Below are 17,801 nucleotides of genomic sequence, written 5' to 3'. Positions count from 1 at the left end.
CGCTTACAGCGTTTGCAGCAGGCTGGCTAACTGAGAGTTAATCACCTGCTGGTTAAAATCAGCTTCGACTTTGGCGCGCGCTTTGGCGACGACGGGCTGCAACGTATGATCTTCAACCTTACCCAGCACCTGAAGCCTGTCGGCCAGCGCGGCGGCATCATTCTCTGGCACCAGCCAGCCGGACTCCCCTGCATCTATCAGCTCAGGAATGCCGCTGTGTAGCGTTGAGACGACCGGAATGCCGACCGCCATCGCTTCCATCAGCGCCACCGGGATCCCTTCCATATCCCCGTCCGCACCGGTCACCGACGGCAGCAGGAATACATCAGCGTCGTCGAGCATAGCCTTCACCTCATGGCTTGGCTTGAAGCCCGGCATTTCAACCACATCTTCCAGCTGATACTGCTCAATGAGCGTGCGCAGACGGCGCTCCCAGGGCCCAATACCGAGGATCCTGTACTTAAAGCGCATGCCGCGCGATTTCAGCTGACGACAGGCCTCGATTGCCACATGCAGCCCTTTCTTCTCCGTCAGTCGTGCGACGGAAATGATCTGTAAAGTGTCATCCGGCGTTTTCACCGGCCGCAGCGTAAAACGTTCCATATTGACGCCCATGCGCGACACGACAATTTTCTCGTCCGGACAGCCCATCGTGCGCAGGCGTCTGGCCCACAAATCGCTGATTGGCAGCATCACGTCACCGCGATGAAACAGCTGTTGATACTCAGAGGTGTAATGGCTGAGCACATCACGGCTGGAGATATCAATTCCGTGAAAGACGGTGGCGATTTTTCCCCGCAGCACGCCCAGTTCCCTTAGCTTGGCGGCGGTCACGCCCGCCGGGCCAAAGTGGGCGATAAACACGTCAGCCTGAAAAGGTCGGGGATTTTGTGCCGTAATCGACGAAAGGATCAGATGGCGGGCTTCATGCCCGTAGCGGCTGGCGTTCAGCGCCTGCCAGGTGGCTGTACGATACAGCCCCTTCAGGGTGTTAAGCGCCCGGTAGCGTAATTTTGCCAGCTTCCCCACTGGCTCATCCTGCAGCCAGCGGGTTTTCTGCGCCAGGCCGTAGCGCGTAAATGCTTCATGGGTATTCGTCATATCGCCCTTCAGCAGCGCGACAATCTCCACTTCATATCCCATCTCAATGAACGCCACGATCTGGTTTAAAACGAAAGTTTCTGACGACAGCGGGAATTTTAGCAGGAAGAAACCAACCTTCATTTCTCCTCCCCGATTCGGTCAAGCACGGATTTCACCATCTGCATCCCGTTCGCACGTTCAGCCTTCACCGCAATGCGCAGGCGTTCGTTGATGGCCGGAAGCTGACCCAGCGTATCCGCCACCATCGCCTCCAGGCTGCCGTCAAGCAGATGACGAATGTCTATCGCCATTTCAGGCATGCCCAGCTGCTGCATAATCCCGGCGGATTTGTGCTCATAGTTGATGGCAATCGCCGGGGTATTGAAGTTCATCGAGATAATGGCCGAATGCAGGCGCGTACCAACGGTAAGCTCACAGGCCCCCAGGATTTTGCCCATCTCCAGATCGTTGAGTTCATCCATCACCACATGATATTTCGCCGGGTGACTGATGTGCTTTTGCAGGTTCAGCGCCACCATGCGGTCATCTTTGTTGTAGCTGTCAATCCCGGTGCAGGTGGAGAGCGCAATCACCTGATAGCCCGCATCGATAATACGATTAACCACGCCGGCAAACGCTTCTTCATAAGCCTGCTGCGTCGTGCCCAGACGTTTATCAAACGGGGCAAGCTCACGCAGCGTGACCGCAACCGCTTTCTGCTGACCAATTTTGTTCAGCCAGTGTTCAACGGCATAGCTGGCGGTGAAATCATCATCGTGGTGATCGACCAGCCAGGCCGTATCCACGCCCTGCTCAACTTTGGCCGTGGTGATGTCGCTGCGCTCCATCATATTCAGGCTGACGGACTCGCGCAGGATCAGCGCATCGCACTGGCCGAATACGTAGTTAGCCAGTTGGTTAAACTGCGGATCCTGGAACGGCCCGACGCTGTGCCCAATCATGTAGAGCGGTTTTTTCGCCATAAACGTGCAGAGCGCATGCTCAAACTGCGGTGCGCCATAGAGATCGACAAAGAATGAGCCGCCAACCTGAACGATCGCGTCATAGTTACCCAGCAGACGAACAAAATCGGTAAAGCCCTGGGCAATGGCAATATTGCGCAGCTTACCGCTGTCGGTCACCCGGGAAAGCAGCACCTGATGCTGATAACGGCGACGGAGCACTTTTTTCACGCGGCCCATCACGCCCGCGGCGCTGTTGTGCTGTTTCATCTGGGTATAGAGCGGATCGCCCATTACCGGGCGGTTCAGCAGCCACGAAGAGCTGACCGGGTAGCGGCTCATCACGTCCACTTCAGCGTCCGGATTGAGGGTGTGAATGGCATCCAGCAAACCCCTTAAAATAGCGCTGTCGCCGCGGTTACCGCAGGTATGGTTGCCAAGAATCAGTAATTTCATATGTGACCTCATCAAATATTCCCCTCACCCCGCCCTCTCCCCAAAGGGGCGAGGGAGAAAAGACGTTCCGGGCTGCAGGTTAAACGCGTTGCCGGACAGTTCCCTCTCCCCTTTGGGGAGAGGGTTAGGGTGAGGGGCAGAATGCATTAACCTGCACGAAGCAGCATTTTCATTTTTTCACTGCGGCACAGCTGGCGTTTCATCTCCAGCACCAGAGGATGCCGCGAGAAGACAATCATCAGTGCGAACGACGCCGCGCCCGCGGCAATCTGTACCGCCAGCAGCAACGGCAGCGGCAGTTCGCCGTTAAGCGCCACGCCAAGCCCGTAGCTCACCGCCAGCGTTGGCAGCGACAGGTAAAACGGCAGCCACAGGCTCAGGATGTACTCCCGGTAGCTCGATCCCAGCACCGGCTTGATCATCACGAAGTAGCTGAGAACGGTATTGATGATCTGCACCAGCAGAAAGCCGAGCGTCACGCCCAGCGCACCCGCCAGGTGGCCGCCGACGATAATCGCCGGAATAAACAGGAAGGTTTTAAAGACGTTGAACTTGAAGCTGATGTCCACGCGGGCTTTCGCCATCAGCAGCGAGCCAATCGGATTGCCGACCGAGCGCAGCAAGCCCACCACGCACAGCAGCTGAAGAATCGGAATGATGCTGACCCACTTCTCACCGAACACCAGCGGCACCACGTTATTGCTGACCACCATCAGGCCCAGCAACACCGGGAAGTTGATAATTCCCACCACCGACAGCAGCTTGTAAAAGTTCACGCGCAGCTTCGCGGTGTCGTCCTGAATCTTGGCGAACGCCGGGAAAAGCACGCGGGTGATAATCGGGTTGAGCTTCATCGGCGGCACAACGGCGACGTTGTAGGCGAGGTTGTATCCACCCGCCACGCTCGCACCAAGAATGCGCGCCAGCACCAGCGTCGAAAGGTTGGTGTTCACGTAGTTAATGATGCTGTCCGCCGTAAGCCATGCGCCAAAGCGCAGGTTAGACGACACGGAGGCCAGCGAAAAATGCAGCCCCGGACGGTAAATCCGACGCCCGAACCAGCCGAACAACAGCGTGCGCACGGCGCTGTTCACCAGATACCCCAGAATGGCCGTCATCGCCAGCGGCCAGAAATGGGCGCTCACCACGGTAAAGGTGAACCCCGCCAGCACGGCGGAGGTTTCAATCATGCCAATCTTGTTGAACTCCAGCTCCTTTTGCATCAGCGCGCGGAACTGCTGCCCGTGCGGGATCACCACAAAGGCAAACGACAGCGTGCGCATCAACGGCGCCAGATCCGGGTTGTGCAATACGTCTGCGATCGCACCGCTCAGGCTAAACACCAGCACAAACACCACAATGCCGAGCCCAACGTTAAGCCAGTAGAGCGTGGTCAGCTCGAGATGGCTGATTTCTTTGCGCTGGATAATCGAATTGGCGATACCAAAATCCGACAGCGTATCGGCCAGGGCGATGATCACCAGCGACACGGTCAGTAGCCCGAACTGGTGATTGTCGATGATGCGCGCCAGCACCGTCATCTGCACCAGCCCGAGGCCGATGATGATTACGGTCGCCATGGCGGACCACTTCGCCCCGCTGATGGTTTTCTCTCTCAGGCTCATGCCGCTACCTCAATACGCTGCTTTGTTAACAAAGCCTTTGAAAATAGTCAGGAAAACAATACGAATATCGAACCACAGGCTCCATTCGCGAATGTATTCGAGGTCGAATTCGATACGCTTTTCCATTTTCTCGAGGGTGTCAGTTTCCCCGCGCCAGCCGTTGATTTGCGCCCAGCCGGTAATACCTGGTTTCACCTTATGGCGCAGCATGTAGCCCTCAATCAGCTGGCGATACTCTTCGTTGTGCGCCACAGCATGCGGACGTGGGCCCACGATGGACATCCCGCCAGTCAGCACGTTGATAAACTGCGGCAGCTCATCAAGCGAGGTACGACGCAGGAAGTTCCCCACCGGCGTCACGCGCGGATCGTTTTGCGTGGCCTGGGTCACCACCGCATCGTTCTCCATTACTCGCATCGAACGGAACTTCCATACCTTGATCGGCTTGCCGTCCATGCCGTAGCGGGTCTGACGGAAGATAACCGGGCCCGGTGAGGTAAGCTTCACGGCCAGCGCGATGCAGGCCAGCACCGGGGAGATCAGCAGCAAAATCAGCGACGACAGCACGATATCTTCCACCCGCTTGAGCACGCGGTTCAGGCCGGAGAGCGGCGTGTCGTACAGCGGCACCACCGGCACGCCGTTCACTTCATCGATGCGGGAATGGAGAATGTTGAAGGTAAACACGTCCGGAATGAGGATCACCGAGCAGGTGGTATCCGCCAGCTCGCGTACCAGCTCTTTGATGCAGGCTTCTTCCTGCATCGCCAGGGCTATATAGACGTTGTGAATTTTGCCTGCGCGGGCGTCTTCCAGCAGTTGCTCATAGTTCCCGGCCCAGTCCGCGTGCACACCGCCAGGTTTCGGATCGTGATAGCTGCCGACCACTTCAAACCCCAGCCAGGGCTGGTTGCGGAAGCTGTCGAGCAACAGCTGCCCGGCAGGCATATCGCCCGCAACGGCCACCTGGCGAATGTTGTAGCCACGGTTGCGCAGCCAGCCAACGCCGAAGCGGATAAAGCCGCGACAGGCCACCATTCCACAGGTGCTCAGCAGGTACCAGGCAAGCCACAGGGCGAAGCTGTCATTAAAATCAGTGTTGAACGCCAGCACCCCGGCGCAAAGCACCAGCGCTAACGTCCAGTTTTGCAGGAGTAAGAGCAGTTCTGTTGTCATGCGCACGCCGCGCCATGAGCGATAAAAATCTGTCATTCCGCCAATCATCTGAAAAACGACCAGCGCAATCAGCGCCATCAGCAGATGCAGATAGGAAAACGGCAGTGCAGCCCCTTTGCAGACCACCCACAGCCCGCCGAACATAATGGTTATGTCGGAGAACCGCTGCACCATTGAGATTAACGATGCATTCGTTTTGGCTCTCTCGCGCTTTCTTAGAGTTGTCATCGTTGTTCCTGTTGTTGATAGCATTCCCCTCCCCCTCTCCCCTGAGGGTGAGGGGACGGACCGGGACAGGCATCAGGCTTTTTCACTCGTCATGACAGTTGAAAAAGCGAGCCGGAGCATATCCCGGTCTTGACCTTCCCCCTCGCCCCTCCGGGGAGAGGGCCGGGGTGAGGGGCCACACGTTACTGATTCAGCAGCGCCAGAATGTCCTTCGTTCGGGCTTCCATCAGCGAAGCATCGCCGCGCGACTCGACGTTCAGACGCACAACCGGCTCGGTGTTCGACGAACGCAGATTGAAGCGCCAGTCAGCAAACGCCAGGCTGATGCCGTCGGTGCGGTCAATCTCCAGCGCATGTTCGGCGAAATGCTGCTCCACGCGGGCAATAGAGGTGCCCGGGTCCGCCAGCTTGCTGTTGATTTCCCCGCTCGCCGGGAAGGCCGCCATGCGGTCACGCACCAGTTCGCCGAGCGTTTTGCCCTTCAGGCACAGCAGCTCGGTCACCAGCAGCCACGGGATCATCCCGCTGTCGCAGTAGGCAAAATCACGGAAGTAGTGATGAGCGCTCATTTCGCCGCCGTAGATGGCATCTTCCTGACGCATGCGTTCTTTGATAAAGGCGTGCCCGGTTTTCGACATCACCGGCGTGCCGCCCGCCGCTTCAACCACGTCCACGGTGTTCCACGAAAGACGCGGATCGTGGATGATGCGCTCGCCCGGCTGTTTTTCGAGGAAGGCTGCCGCCAGCAGGCCGACGATGTAATAACCCTCAATAAACTGGCCTTTTTCGTCGAACAGGAAGCAGCGGTCAAAGTCACCGTCAAAAGCGATGCCCATGTCTGCTTTGTGCTCGATCACCGCATTGCGGGTATCGTCGCGACACTCCGGCAGCAGCGGGTTCGGAATACCGTTCGGGAAATTGCCGTCCGGGGTGTTGTGCACTTTGACAAACGTTACGGGCACATTCAGCGCCTTAAAGCGGGCTTCAAGCGCATCGATAACCGGCCCCGCTGCGCCATTGCCGGAGTTAATCACCAGCTTCAGCGGCTTCAGGTTGGCGACGTCGATATAGCCGAGCAGATGATCGATATAGGCTTTACGCAGATCGATTTTTTGGTAGCTGCCGCGCTGTGATTCAGAAACCTTCGGGAAGTCGTTAGCTTCCGCAAGGCGCTGTACGTCGCGCAGACCGGTATCACCGCTGATGGGGCGAGCGCCTTCGCGCACCAGCTTCATGCCGTTATAGTCCATCGGGTTGTGGCTGGCGGTAACTTCAATCCCACCGTCTACGCCAAGGTGGAAGGTGGCAAAATAGATCTCTTCGGTACCGGACAGGCCAATATCCAGCACGTCAACGCCTGCATCGCGCAGGCCCTTCGCCAGCGCCATTTTTAAGGATTCGCTGGTCAGGCGAACGTCGCCGCCAAGCACGATGGTTTTCGGCTTCAGGTATTCGCCGTAGGCGCGGCCAATACGCCAGGCAATGTCTTCATTAAGCTCTTCACCCAGCTTGCCGCGAATGTCGTAGGCTTTAAAACAGGTTAATTTATTCATCGTTTTACCCTTCTTCAGGCAGCAGTCAGCCCTGACTCTTCATGAGCCTTATTGATTGATGTGGAATTTATTGCCCGGTGGCGCTCCGTTTACCGGGCCTACGGTCTGTAGGCCGGATAAGCAACGCGCATCCGGCAACTCAGGCGCTACACGCGCCCGTACCTGTCGGCGTAGCGCACGATGTCGTCTTCTTCGAGATACGATCCGGAGCGAACCTCAATCAGGTCGAGCGGGATCTTGCCGGGATTTTCCAGGCAGTGCGTGGCGCCCAGCGGAATGTAGATAGATTCGTTTTCGCCGAGCAGCTTCACTTCCTCGTTGATGGTCACCTTTGCGGTGCCCGCCACGATAATCCAGTGCTCCGCGCGGTGATGATGCATCTGCACCGACAGCCCTTCCCCAGGCTTGACGGTGATGCGTTTCACCTGATAGCGCTCGCCGGAATCGATGGAGTCATATTTCCCCCACGGGCGATAGACTTCGCGGTGAATGTGGTGCTCATGGCGGCCATCGGCCTTGATTTTTTCCACCACTTTTTTGACGTCCTGCACCGCATTGCGGTCGGCAATCAGCACCGCGTCTTTGGTCTGCACCACAACTAAATCTTTTACGCCGACGGTGGTTACCAGCCCGGACTCGGCATACACGTAGCTGTTTTCAGTTTTGTGGCTGATCACATCGCCGTGGTGAACGTTGCCCTCGGAAGTGTGATTGCTGATTTCCCACAGCGAAGACCAGGAGCCCACGTCGCTCCAGCCCGCATCCATTGGCACCACGACGGCATCCGCCGTGCGCTCCATGACGGCATAGTCGACGGACTCTTCCGGGCACGCCAGAAATGCGGCTTCGTCGACGCGGACAAAATCAAGGTCAGGATCCACCACGCTCATCGCCTGCTCGCAGGCCTGAAGAATGTCCGGGCGGAATTTGCCGAGTTCTTCCAGATAGCGCCCGGCGCGGAACAGGAACATGCCGCTGTTCCAGTAATAGTCGCCGCCGGAGACGTAGGCCTGGGCGGTCTCAAGATTCGGTTTTTCAACAAACTGGGCGACATCAAACGCCACGGCATCTTTTTCGCCCGGGCTGACTTCGCCACGCCGAATGTAGCCGTAGCCGGTTTCCGGCAGGTTCGGCACGATCCCGAAGGTCACCAGCTTGCCGCTTTCAGCATACGGCACCGCATTGCGTACCGCCTGACGGAACGCTTCTTCATCCTGAATCACGTGGTCAGCGGCGAGGACCAGCATCAGCGGATCGCCGTTCGGGCAGCTGCGACGGGCAGCCAGCGCCGCCAGCGCAATCGCCGGAGCAGTGTTACGACCCGCAGGCTCCAGAATGATGTTTTCGGTAAGCTTGTTCAGCTTGCGCAGCTGTTCGGCGACGATAAAACGGTGCTGCTCATTGCAGATAACCACCGGGCTTTCGCACTCCACGCCGTTCAGGCGGTTGATGGTGGCCTGCAGCATGGTCAGCTCGCCTTTCAGGCACAGAAACTGTTTGGGATAAAGCACCCGGGAGAGCGGCCACAAACGGCTGCCGGAGCCACCGGCCATCACTACCGGAAAGAGTTGAGTCTGACTCATAACGTAACCCCGACGTCATTAGACGAAATAGCGTTGATAAAGTGTGTCAGCACGTTCGATTTTTCGAGCGTGCGCCCGGCGTACTCGGCCGCAATGGCGTTGTGCTGCGGCATGGCAAGTGCGCGTTCGATACCGTCGACCAGCGCCGTGACCAACTCCGGCTCCACGCAGACCGCAATGCCCGGATGCGCCTCACACAGCTGGCCAAGCTCGGTTTCAGCTTCGGCGGTAATCACCGCATTGCCGCCTACCGCAAGAATATTGGTCAGCTTCGACGGCAGCACCGCGTCCGCTGCGCCGCGCTTCTGGATGACCAGATGACAGTCCGCCATTTTCAGCAAGGCGGGTAACGCTTCGTAAGACTGCAGCGGGAAGAAGCGCACATTGCGCAATCCGCGTTCGGCGACAAGTTTCTCCAGCCGCGCTTTGCCGCCGCCCTGGCCGACAATCACGAACAGCCAGGGTTTATCCTGAAGCTGCTCTGCTGCCGCCACGACGTTTTCCAGCCCCTGCTTTTCGCCGATGTTGCCGGAATAGAGCACAATTTTTTGATCTGCGGGCAGACCGAGCTGCTCACGCAGCACCGCGACCTGGGTTGGATTGACGTCGCGAAAACGCGCCACTTCCGACCAGTTCGGGAAGAAAATGAGTTTGTCCGTCGCCACGCCTTTCTCCTGCGCTTTATTGATCATTGAGCGCGAGATGGTGGAGACGTTATCGACGCCGTGCAGGCCGCTGCGCTCAAAGCGGCTGGCAAGCTTCGCCACCACCCCGCCCTTACCTTTTCCGGCCATGCCGAGGCCAAGCATCGCATCGACTTCATAATCCTGAATATGCAACAGCGTGCGGGCACCGGAAAGTTTTGCCAGCAGGCGCATGCCCGGCGTGCAAAACAGCGTCGGCACCACGCCGATGATGCGGTCCGGCTTCCAGCTGCGCTGCGCCATCAGCGGGAAAAAGCTGCTGAGCGCAAAGCTGCCGAGGTGAATCAGGCGCTTGAGCGTCGAAGGCTGTTTCGGCACGTACAGCGGGCAGCGCCAGACGGTCGCCTCTCCCTCTTCGCGACGATAGCGCCAGGCGGAGTAACGCTCACCGACCTGCCACTGCGGGTAGTAAGGCGGCGCAGTAATGACGCGCACTTCATGGCCCTGCTGCGCCATCCACTCCACCATTTCACCGGTGTATTTGCCGATGCCCGTCAGTTCGGGAGAATAGTTAATGCCGTACACTAAAATTTTCACAGAAGCGGTGCCTCCGTGGTTTTTTCATCATGAAAGTAGGCGCGGCTATTGGCGTGCACATTGTCCGCCGCCAGCAGAGCCTCTTTCGTCAGCCAGCGATAGTCGTTGTGCTGATCGTCAGGCAACCTCAGCGTGCTGCCGTCCACTTTCAGGCGAAAGCCCAGCACCACGTAATGGGTGCTGAAATCCGTGCCGGAAAAGTTGTCGTCATAGAAGTGCTGCCAGACGCCGTAAAACTCGCCCGCAGACATCGGCAGGCTCATGCCCAGTTCCGCTTCGGTCAGGCGCGTAAAGGCATCGGCGAGACGCTCATCTTTCTGCACTCGCCCGCCCGGCACGAACCAGAAGCCCTGTGCCGGACGGTTATTGCGTTTCCCGAGCAGAAATTCGCCCTGGGCGTTCTCGACAATCAAATCAATGGAGATGAGCGGCGTGGAACGCACCACGGTGGCAAAATCTTCTGGCTTCAGAAACATGCGTTACCCCCGGAAGCGATGCTGATTTTCAAGGAACCACTGGTACGTGCTCGCAAGCCCCGCTTCCAGCGTCACTTCGTGATACCAGCCCAGCTGATGCAGGCGGGAAACGTCCAGCAGCTTGCGCGGCGTGCCGTCAGGTTTAGTCGCATCGAATACCACACGCCCTTTGTAGCCCACCACTTTGGCGATGGTTTGCGCCAGTTCGCGAATGGTGCAGTCCACGCCGGTGCCGACGTTAATGTGCGACAGCATCGGCTCGGTGTTTTCCTGCCACACCTCGCGGTCCAGCTCCATCACGTGAATGCTGGCAGCGGCCATGTCGTCCACGTGAAGGAATTCACGCATCGGCGTGCCGCTGCCCCACACCACCACGTCAGCGGCGTTTTCCAGCGTCGCTTCGTGGAAACGGCGCAGCAGCGCGGGGATCACGTGCGAATTACTTGGGTGGAAGTTGTCGTGCGGGCCATACAGGTTGGTCGGCATCACCGAACGGTAGTCGCGGTTATGCTGACGGTTGTAGGATTCGCACAGCTTGATCCCGGCAATTTTAGCGATCGCATACGGCTCGTTGGTCGCCTCAAGGGTGCCCTGCAGCAGCTCGCTTTCCGGGATTGGCTGCTTCGCCATCTTCGGGTAAATGCATGATGACCCGAGGAACAGCAGCTTGTTCACGTTGTGCATGTGCGCTGCGTGAATGATGTTGCTCTCGATCATCATGTTCTCGTAGATGAAATCCGCCGGGAACGTGTTATTCGCCACGATCCCGCCGACCTTCGCCGCCGCCAGATACACCTGGTCGATACGCTGTTCAGCGAAGAAATTGTTCACCGCTTTGCTGTCGAGCAGGTTCAGCTCATCGCGGGTGCGCACAACCAGCTCCACATCACCGCGCTGTTCAAGCAGGCGTTCAATCGCCGACCCCACCATGCCGCGGTGGCCCGCGACGAAAATACGTTGCTTAGTCATTAATCAGGACTCCAGCGCGATGGCTACCTCGTAGCCGTGAGCCTTAAGCAGGGAGTGTTTCTTCGCCGCTTCCAGATCTTTGGCGACCATTTCGCTGACCATTTCCTGCAGGGTGGTTTCTGGTTTCCAGCCCAGTTTTTCGTGCGCTTTGGTCGGATCGCCCAGCAGGGTTTCCACTTCAGCAGGGCGGAAGTAGCGCGGGTCAACCTCAACAATCACATCGCCCGGCTTCACGCCCGGTGCGTCATGGCCAGTCACGGAAACGACGATACCTTTCTCTTCCACGCCGGTGCCTTCAAAGCGCAGTTTGATGCCCAGCTGTGCTGCTGCCATTTCCACGAACTGACGCACGGAGTACTGCACGCCGGTGGCGATAACAAAATCTTCCGGTTTTTCCTGCTGCAGCATCATCCACTGCATTTTCACGTAGTCCTTGGCGTGGCCCCAGTCGCGCAGGGAGTCCATATTGCCGAGGTGCAGCTTCTTCTCCAGGCCCTGAGCGATGTTGGCAATCGCGCGGGTGATTTTGCGGGTCACGAAGGTTTCGCCACGGCGTGGAGATTCGTGGTTGAATAGAATGCCGTTGCACGCGTACATGCCGTAGGATTCACGGTAGTTAACGGTGATCCAGTAGGCGTACATTTTCGCTACCGCATACGGAGAGCGCGGGTAGAACGGCGTGGTTTCTTTCTGTGGGATTTCCTGCACCAGGCCATACAGCTCGGAGGTGGAGGCCTGGTAGAAACGGGTTTTCTTCTCGAGGCCCAGGAAGCGAATTGCCTCCAGCAGGCGCAGCGTGCCGATGGCATCCACGTCAGCGGTGTATTCCGGTGATTCAAAGGAGACCGCAACGTGGCTCATCGCACCCAGGTTGTAGACTTCGTCCGGCTGCACTTCCTGCAGAATACGGGTCAGGTTGGAGGTGTCGGTCAGATCGCCGTAGTGCAGGTGGAATTTCGGGTTGCTGGCGTGCGGATCCTGGTAAATGTGATCCACGCGCTCGGTGTTGAAGGAAGATGCACGGCGCTTGATACCGTGAACTTCATAGCCTTTCTCAAGCAGCAGTTCGGCCAGATAAGAGCCATCTTGCCCGGTAACGCCGGTAATGAGTGCGACTTTAGTCATGATAATTTTCCTCTGTAAATAGTTCAGGTTGCCCTTGCCCCTCACCCCAGCCCTCTCCCCAAAGGGGTGAGGGAGAAAACCGTCCCCTCTTCTCAGAGGGTTAGGGTGAGAGTGAAAGCACTCACGCTCGTTGGCGTATCGTTACTGCGGGATTGCCACGGCAAATCACGTTTGCCGGTAGCGATTTAAAAACGCTGCTGCGTGCGCCCACGACGGTGCCGTCACCGATCGTCACGCCGGGTGCCACAAACACATCCGTTGCCAGCCAGCATTTCTCGCCAATCACAATCGGCGTCGCATTAATGTCAAAGTGCGCGCTCATATAATCGTGACTGCCGGTACACAAATAACACTTCTGGGAAACCACTGAATTTGCACCAATGGTAATTTCACCCAGGGTATATAACACCGCGTCATCGCCGACCCAGGCATAATCGCCCAGCGTTAATTTCCACGGATAAGTAATCTTCACCGATGGACGAACAACTACGTTTTTTCCGATTTTTGCGCCAAACAGGCGTAATAAAAATGCCCGCCAGCGATACAGTATTTGTGGTGACCAGGCAAATAACGTTGCCTGTACCGCCCACCACAGCTGAACTTTAATACCACCCGCCCCCCGAAACCCTTTTGGCACCGAGAAACCCTTTAATTCCTGCATGCGTTATCCTTATATTCAGACTTTGTTATATAAGGCTTTCGTTTTACCCGTCGTGCGCAATCTGAGCATATAAGACATTTCTGCCCAGAAACCCGGAACCCGCAATATCTGGCGCTGCACTTTCTTCGCATCCTGGCACAATTCCAGATTATTTGAGGTTGACACCCCACCCATGGAAAATTCAGACACCAGACCTTTTATGCGTTTAAAGGCATAGCCCTCTTTATACATTCTTGCCGCCAGCGCATAATCGGAAGAGACCCGATACTGCAAATCGTAAGGGTATTTCTGCAATCCACTCAGCGGAAAGAAAATAGCCTGATGGCTTGCCGGCAAGCTGTGGTAGATATACCAGCCATGTTTCGCACTACGACGCACTTTGTGACCTTCGCCAAAATCCAGCATGGCATCACCGATATACATGGCCCGATCGTTTTTGTTCCTTAACTGACGCACGCTCGCGGCAATATCTTCATGGAACACGTCGCCAGAGTTGAGGAAGATGGCGAACTGACCTTGCGCCATGGTTATCCCTTTGTTCATGGCGTCGTAGATGCCGTTATCCTTTTCACTGACATAGCGTAAGCCACAGTCACCGTTGAGTTTTTTTAGAAACTCCTCGGTACCATCCGCAGAGCCGCCATCGACGACAATCCACTCAAACTCTATGCCCGGATCGCGTGCCAGATGAGCCAGTGACGCCCAGGTTTTCACCACGCCTTCATAATTTCGAAATGCAACGGTAATCACACTCAGCAGCATGTTTTGACTCCTTATTAGCTGTCCGTGAGCTTCAGCGCTTTACGCAGAATAAAAGGACAGACAATTAAAAACGCATATTCCGGGCTAAATATCGAACCGGTAAAGAACAGCGACACCGGGAAAAACAGATACAGCTGCACGCGAAAGTTTTGGTTATTACCAAATGCGCTAATCATCATTCTGGCGACTTTCGACATATACCAGGCAGTCAGTAATACGGCGAACCACGAAAAATAAATAATCAGCAGATACAGACCATTGTCTATGGTTTTGCCGACGTCCGCACCGTTAAAGATTCCGAATGATGCGACATATTCATAAAGCGATCCGAAACGCACAACGCCGTCGATATGGGTCAATGAATAACCCACCATGACCAGCGGCCCGATAATACGATAATACGATGACGACCCTTCCGTTCCGAGATCGCCAAGGCGCTCCGATATATACGGAAAGGCAAAAACAAGCCCCACTAAAAATACGGCCAGCGAAATAATTGCCAGCGGCAGCTTTTTGCTGATCGCTTCCTTATTCAGATACTGGAAAGCCCACTCCAGCAAATAAAACAGGATAAAGGTCATCACCCCTGAAAACGATCCTGAGAGAACGATTCCTGCCAGAATCATAGCATCGGTCTTAGGCGTTTTGATACCGAACTGTTTGATGCTGAGCCAAATTGAGATTAGTGCCAGAGCGAAGAATGCCGGTTCGAAATAAAGCGCGGTGGTTCGCTTACCGCCGAACTTGATAAAGTTCAGTACATAGCTGTTGGAGTAAATCAGATATTTCGAAATCGTCTCCATCAGGCTACTGCCGCCGCTGAGGATAATCTGCGCCATTTCCAGTGCCGCCAGCATCACCACCAGCGCAACCACCACATAAAAGAAGCGCAAAATCTTACGATGGTTGTGGGGGGAAACCGTTTTGAAGCGAATACTCCACACCATCCCAATAATGATGACGATGTAGACAAACAGCATGGTCGAGGTGACATACTTGCTGGCATCCAGCGACTGACCAAAAATGTAGTTAAAAAGCGTCAGTCCGGCCCCGGCCCCCAGCGCAATCATCAGCTTTTTCAGGTTGATGCGCTCAACGTAGAGCAATAAAAGCACCGGCAAAAAGGTCACAATGGTAATAGGGAAGCTTTCACCAAGCTGGGCAATCTTGACGTTAACCAGCAGGTAAATCAGCGGCAGCAGCAGATAGCTACAGATTCTGATAGAACGAGACATACTCCTCCAGCATCTGTTGTCCGCTGTACGCCTGGCGACTGCGGTCACGGAACGCCTCAAGCGTGGTGCCAAAAATCGCCTGCGCAATCTCCGCTTTCGGCTTCGTGACCAGCGCCAGCGCTTCTTCTTCAGTGACGGTCCGTCCGCCGGATTTTTCCAGCACTTCCTGCGCAGCCTCGCTTGGGGTGGCGATCACCGGCACGCCGATGGAGAGCGCTTCGCATAAAATCAGCGGGTAGTTATCAACCCGTGAGGTGAACAGCAGTGCGTCAAGCTGATTGAGCTCACTCATCAGCTGGCGCTTGTTGGTCAGAAAGCCGTGGTTAATGACGTTGCGCCCTTCAAAGGGTGAAAACTTGCCGAAGGTGTGCACTTCCACCGCATCGCCGAGCGCCACGATGTCGCGCACCAGCTGCTGATTCGTTTTTCCGTCATAGCGCAGGTCATGGGCAACAACGGCAATTTTCGGTTTGCTTCCCGTCACGCTCTGTGGCGCCAGCTCGGCGAGAATCGCTTCGGTCGCCACATCAATGCCGTTGTTAATGATCTGGCAGTGGCCTTCCCCATACAGACGGTTAAAGGCATCGGCAACGTGCTGGCTCGGAGAGATAAACTGACAGCCCAGCGCGATCATCTCGCGAAACAGCTGACGCTTACCGCTCACCAGCTGGCTCGCGCGGTCGATTTTTACCGGCGGGTAATTGGTCAGCGTCGGGCATTTTCCGCAGCCGCTTTTCCACTCCTCACAGCCGTCGAGGAACGCACAGCGCCCGGTCACACTCCAGTGATCGTGGAGCGTCCAGACAAATCGCACATCCCGCTTGTGCTCTTTCAGCTTGTGGCAGAAATCCACCACCTCTTCCAGATTCAGCCAGTAGCTGTGCAGCACGTGAAAATGCAGCACCACCGGCCCGGCGGTACGGGTTACGGTGCGGTACAGATTGTTGAGGTTGCCGAACACATCGCGATTGAACAGGCGAAACAGCGCCAGATTCGCCATTGAGGTCACGCGTGACGTTTGTTTAATGACGTTCGGGTAGTCGTCATGGCTGACGCTTTTCTTGCCGCCTTTGCCATAGCCGTACACAAAACGCGACGGCAGCCCCTTTTGCAGCGCCCGCTGGTGCAGATCCAGCGCCACGCCTGCCGCCCCGCCTTCCGCGAGACGGACGTTAAATTGCAGAATATTCATTTAATTACCTTTACCCGCGCTTTTTCACCTACCACCAGCGCGTTGTCCGGCACGCTCTCCAGCACCACGCTGCCCGCCCCAACGGTGACGTTGTTGCCGATGGTGATATCACCAATCATCACCACGTTGGCACCCAGCTCTACGCCGTTGCCAATAACCGGACACACCAGGCTATCCGGCCCGCGATTACCAATCGTCACGCCGTGGCGAATGGTGAAATCATCGCCCGCCACCACGAATTTATTGATAACGACGGCATAGCCGTGATGAATGGTGAAGCGGCGACCAATGGTGGCAGCCGCCTGAATTTCGTAGCCGAACAGGCATTCGGTGATAAAGCGGTACATCAGCAGGATCGGAGCAGCCCAGAGGTTGTTGATGACGCTTTTCTTGCGCCACACCGAACAGAAGTGGGCGATGCGATAGCTGACCACCATACAGCACGGGCGCAGGCTCCAGCTGTTAGCGCGTAGATCTTCAAGCCACATCATTTCCCCCGCAGGCCGTCGGCCAGGCGTTTGCCGTTGCGCACGGACAATAAGGTCAGCAGTGTGCGCCAGTTCATGCGCTTATTGCGGATCTGGTAGAGCGTGAAAAGCTGATACTTTTTGCTCGCCCGGTCGAACTTGTCTTTGTGCTTGCGGTAGAAGTGGAAGTAGCCGGAGAACTTCTTCGGCGACGACGTTATCTGCATTTCGCCATGATTGATGTGCAGAATTTGGGTCGCCTCTTCTACCTTCCACGGTTCGCCGTATTCCGTGACCATGCGCAGGAAAATGTCGTAGTCCTGCGCCGCCTTCAGTTCGGTATCGAACAGGCTCTCTTTGAAGCGCCAGGCCCAGCTGAACACCTGATTGCCGATGATGTTGCGCTTAAAGAACAGCTTGCGGGAGAACGGTGATTTCGGGTACAGCGGCAGGCTCGCCGGCTGGGAGTAGACTTCCCCTTCGCAGACGTAGTCGTTAGCGTACAAAAAGGCATGTGTCGTCAGCTGATGTTTGTGTTCGAGGAAGACCGAAAGACGATTCGGTGTCCACTCATCGTCGTCGTCGATACCGGTAATAAACTGCCCCCTGGCCTGCAAAATGGCCTGGTTACGCACCGCGCAAGCGCCAGAGTTAAAGTCGTTGCGAACGTAGCTGATACGCGCGTCGTCCAGCCCCGCGACAAACTGCTCCAGCTGTTCAAAGGAAGAGGAGCAGTCGTCAACAATGATCATTTCCCAGTGCGGATAGTCCTGGCGCAGCACCGATTTGATGGCGCGAATGGCCAGCTGCTGTCGGTTCCAGGTCGGCATATAAATGGAGATCAAAGGGTTTGCTGTTGTCATTGTGTTCCCCTAAAGTGGCTTGCCCCTCACCCTAACCCTCTCCCCAGAGGGGCGAGGGGACAATCCGTAGACGTATTGACGTCTTGTTACTCCGGGCGTCTTTCTCCCTCTCCCTTTCAGGGAGAGGGTCGGGGTGAGGGTAAC

At 56.4% G+C, this 17,801-nt stretch carries 16 protein-coding genes; all 16 read right to left on the bottom strand.

Features of this window, described 5'->3' with window-relative positions:
- Positions 1 to 3 precede the first annotated feature (3 nt).
- Positions 4 to 1,224 carry a colanic acid biosynthesis glycosyltransferase WcaL gene (gene wcaL, locus RTU33_RS12335; RefSeq protein WP_312627698.1) on the bottom strand — a complete coding sequence of 407 codons (1,221 nt, stop codon included), beginning with the start codon at positions 1,222 to 1,224 and terminating at the stop codon, positions 4 to 6.
- Complete coding sequence (gene wcaK, locus RTU33_RS12330; protein ID WP_312627696.1) at positions 1,221 to 2,501, bottom strand: colanic acid biosynthesis pyruvyl transferase WcaK; 1,281 nt, start codon at positions 2,499 to 2,501, stop codon at positions 1,221 to 1,223. The genes wcaL and wcaK overlap by 4 nt, the downstream gene beginning before the upstream one ends.
- Positions 2,502 to 2,647: 146 nt before the next feature.
- Positions 2,648 to 4,126, bottom strand: a complete 1,479-nt coding sequence (gene wzxC / locus RTU33_RS12325) for a colanic acid undecaprenyl disphosphate flippase WzxC (RefSeq protein WP_312627694.1) — start codon at positions 4,124 to 4,126, stop codon at positions 2,648 to 2,650.
- Positions 4,127 to 4,135: 9 nt separating this feature from the next.
- The gene (wcaJ, locus tag RTU33_RS12320; protein ID WP_312627692.1) at positions 4,136 to 5,530 is read right to left on the bottom strand and encodes an undecaprenyl-phosphate glucose phosphotransferase; all 1,395 of its coding nucleotides are present in this window, start codon (positions 5,528 to 5,530) and stop codon (positions 4,136 to 4,138) included.
- Between the two features lie 182 nt (positions 5,531 to 5,712).
- Positions 5,713 to 7,083, bottom strand: a complete 1,371-nt coding sequence (gene cpsG / locus RTU33_RS12315; RefSeq protein WP_312627690.1) for a colanic acid biosynthesis phosphomannomutase CpsG — start codon at positions 7,081 to 7,083, stop codon at positions 5,713 to 5,715.
- Positions 7,084 to 7,229: 146 nt separating this feature from the next.
- Entirely contained in the window at positions 7,230 to 8,666 is a 1,437-nt protein-coding gene (gene cpsB / locus RTU33_RS12310) for a mannose-1-phosphate guanyltransferase (protein ID WP_312627689.1), read from the bottom strand.
- Positions 8,663 to 9,907 (bottom strand): colanic acid biosynthesis fucosyltransferase WcaI, encoded by a 1,245-nt coding sequence (gene wcaI, locus RTU33_RS12305; protein ID WP_312627687.1) that lies wholly within the window; start codon positions 9,905 to 9,907, stop codon positions 8,663 to 8,665. Before wcaI ends, cpsB begins: the two co-directional genes overlap by 4 nt.
- Complete coding sequence (locus tag RTU33_RS12300; RefSeq protein ID WP_312627686.1) at positions 9,904 to 10,383, bottom strand: GDP-mannose mannosyl hydrolase; 480 nt, start codon at positions 10,381 to 10,383, stop codon at positions 9,904 to 9,906. The genes wcaI and RTU33_RS12300 overlap by 4 nt, the downstream gene beginning before the upstream one ends.
- Positions 10,384 to 10,386: 3 nt before the next feature.
- The gene (locus tag RTU33_RS12295) at positions 10,387 to 11,352 is read right to left on the bottom strand and encodes a GDP-L-fucose synthase (RefSeq protein WP_312627685.1); all 966 of its coding nucleotides are present in this window, start codon (positions 11,350 to 11,352) and stop codon (positions 10,387 to 10,389) included.
- Positions 11,353 to 11,355: 3 nt separating this feature from the next.
- A complete protein-coding gene (gmd, locus tag RTU33_RS12290) occupies positions 11,356 to 12,477 on the bottom strand; it encodes a GDP-mannose 4,6-dehydratase (protein WP_312627683.1) in 1,122 nt (373 codons plus the stop codon).
- Positions 12,478 to 12,598: 121 nt separating this feature from the next.
- Entirely contained in the window at positions 12,599 to 13,138 is a 540-nt protein-coding gene (gene wcaF, locus RTU33_RS12285; protein WP_312627682.1) for a colanic acid biosynthesis acetyltransferase WcaF, read from the bottom strand.
- 15 nt (positions 13,139 to 13,153) lie between these two features.
- Positions 13,154 to 13,900 carry a colanic acid biosynthesis glycosyltransferase WcaE gene (gene wcaE, locus RTU33_RS12280; RefSeq protein WP_312627681.1) on the bottom strand — a complete coding sequence of 249 codons (747 nt, stop codon included), beginning with the start codon at positions 13,898 to 13,900 and terminating at the stop codon, positions 13,154 to 13,156.
- Positions 13,901 to 13,914: 14 nt separating this feature from the next.
- Positions 13,915 to 15,135: a colanic acid polymerase WcaD gene (gene wcaD / locus RTU33_RS12275; protein ID WP_312627680.1), complete on the bottom strand. Its 1,221-nt coding sequence runs from the start codon at positions 15,133 to 15,135 to the stop codon at positions 13,915 to 13,917.
- Positions 15,110 to 16,327, bottom strand: a complete 1,218-nt coding sequence (gene wcaC / locus RTU33_RS12270; RefSeq protein WP_312627678.1) for a colanic acid biosynthesis glycosyltransferase WcaC — start codon at positions 16,325 to 16,327, stop codon at positions 15,110 to 15,112. Before wcaC ends, wcaD begins: the two co-directional genes overlap by 26 nt.
- Entirely contained in the window at positions 16,324 to 16,815 is a 492-nt protein-coding gene (wcaB, locus tag RTU33_RS12265) for a colanic acid biosynthesis acetyltransferase WcaB (RefSeq protein ID WP_312627789.1), read from the bottom strand. The genes wcaC and wcaB overlap by 4 nt, the downstream gene beginning before the upstream one ends.
- Positions 16,815 to 17,657, bottom strand: coding sequence for a colanic acid biosynthesis glycosyltransferase WcaA (wcaA, locus tag RTU33_RS12260; RefSeq protein WP_312627676.1), 843 nt, complete (start codon positions 17,655 to 17,657; stop codon positions 16,815 to 16,817). Before wcaA ends, wcaB begins: the two co-directional genes overlap by 1 nt.
- Positions 17,658 to 17,801: the final 144 nt, after the last annotated feature.

Source organism: Scandinavium sp. (assembly GCF_032012665.1).
Lineage (GTDB): Bacteria > Pseudomonadota > Gammaproteobacteria > Enterobacterales > Enterobacteriaceae > Scandinavium.
Note: the sequence above shows the minus strand (reverse complement) of the source record. Positions and strands in the feature narration are given on the sequence as shown.

Coding starts and splice junctions, on each gene's coding strand:
- wcaL (WP_312627698.1), bottom strand. CDS start 1,224: ATGAAGGTTGGTTTCTTCCTGCTAAAATTCCCGCTGTCGTCAGAAACT.
- wcaK (WP_312627696.1), bottom strand. CDS start 2,501: ATGAAATTACTGATTCTTGGCAACCATACCTGCGGTAACCGCGGCGAC.
- wzxC (WP_312627694.1), bottom strand. CDS start 4,126: ATGAGCCTGAGAGAGAAAACCATCAGCGGGGCGAAGTGGTCCGCCATG.
- wcaJ (WP_312627692.1), bottom strand. CDS start 5,530: ATGACAACTCTAAGAAAGCGCGAGAGAGCCAAAACGAATGCATCGTTA.
- cpsG (WP_312627690.1), bottom strand. CDS start 7,083: ATGAATAAATTAACCTGTTTTAAAGCCTACGACATTCGCGGCAAGCTG.
- cpsB (WP_312627689.1), bottom strand. CDS start 8,666: ATGAGTCAGACTCAACTCTTTCCGGTAGTGATGGCCGGTGGCTCCGGC.
- RTU33_RS12300 (WP_312627686.1), bottom strand. CDS start 10,383: ATGTTTCTGAAGCCAGAAGATTTTGCCACCGTGGTGCGTTCCACGCCG.
- RTU33_RS12295 (WP_312627685.1), bottom strand. CDS start 11,352: ATGACTAAGCAACGTATTTTCGTCGCGGGCCACCGCGGCATGGTGGGG.
- gmd (WP_312627683.1), bottom strand. CDS start 12,477: ATGACTAAAGTCGCACTCATTACCGGCGTTACCGGGCAAGATGGCTCT.
- wcaF (WP_312627682.1), bottom strand. CDS start 13,138: ATGCAGGAATTAAAGGGTTTCTCGGTGCCAAAAGGGTTTCGGGGGGCG.
- wcaE (WP_312627681.1), bottom strand. CDS start 13,900: ATGCTGCTGAGTGTGATTACCGTTGCATTTCGAAATTATGAAGGCGTG.
- wcaD (WP_312627680.1), bottom strand. CDS start 15,135: ATGTCTCGTTCTATCAGAATCTGTAGCTATCTGCTGCTGCCGCTGATT.
- wcaC (WP_312627678.1), bottom strand. CDS start 16,327: ATGAATATTCTGCAATTTAACGTCCGTCTCGCGGAAGGCGGGGCGGCA.
- wcaB (WP_312627789.1), bottom strand. CDS start 16,815: ATGTGGCTTGAAGATCTACGCGCTAACAGCTGGAGCCTGCGCCCGTGC.
- wcaA (WP_312627676.1), bottom strand. CDS start 17,657: ATGACAACAGCAAACCCTTTGATCTCCATTTATATGCCGACCTGGAAC.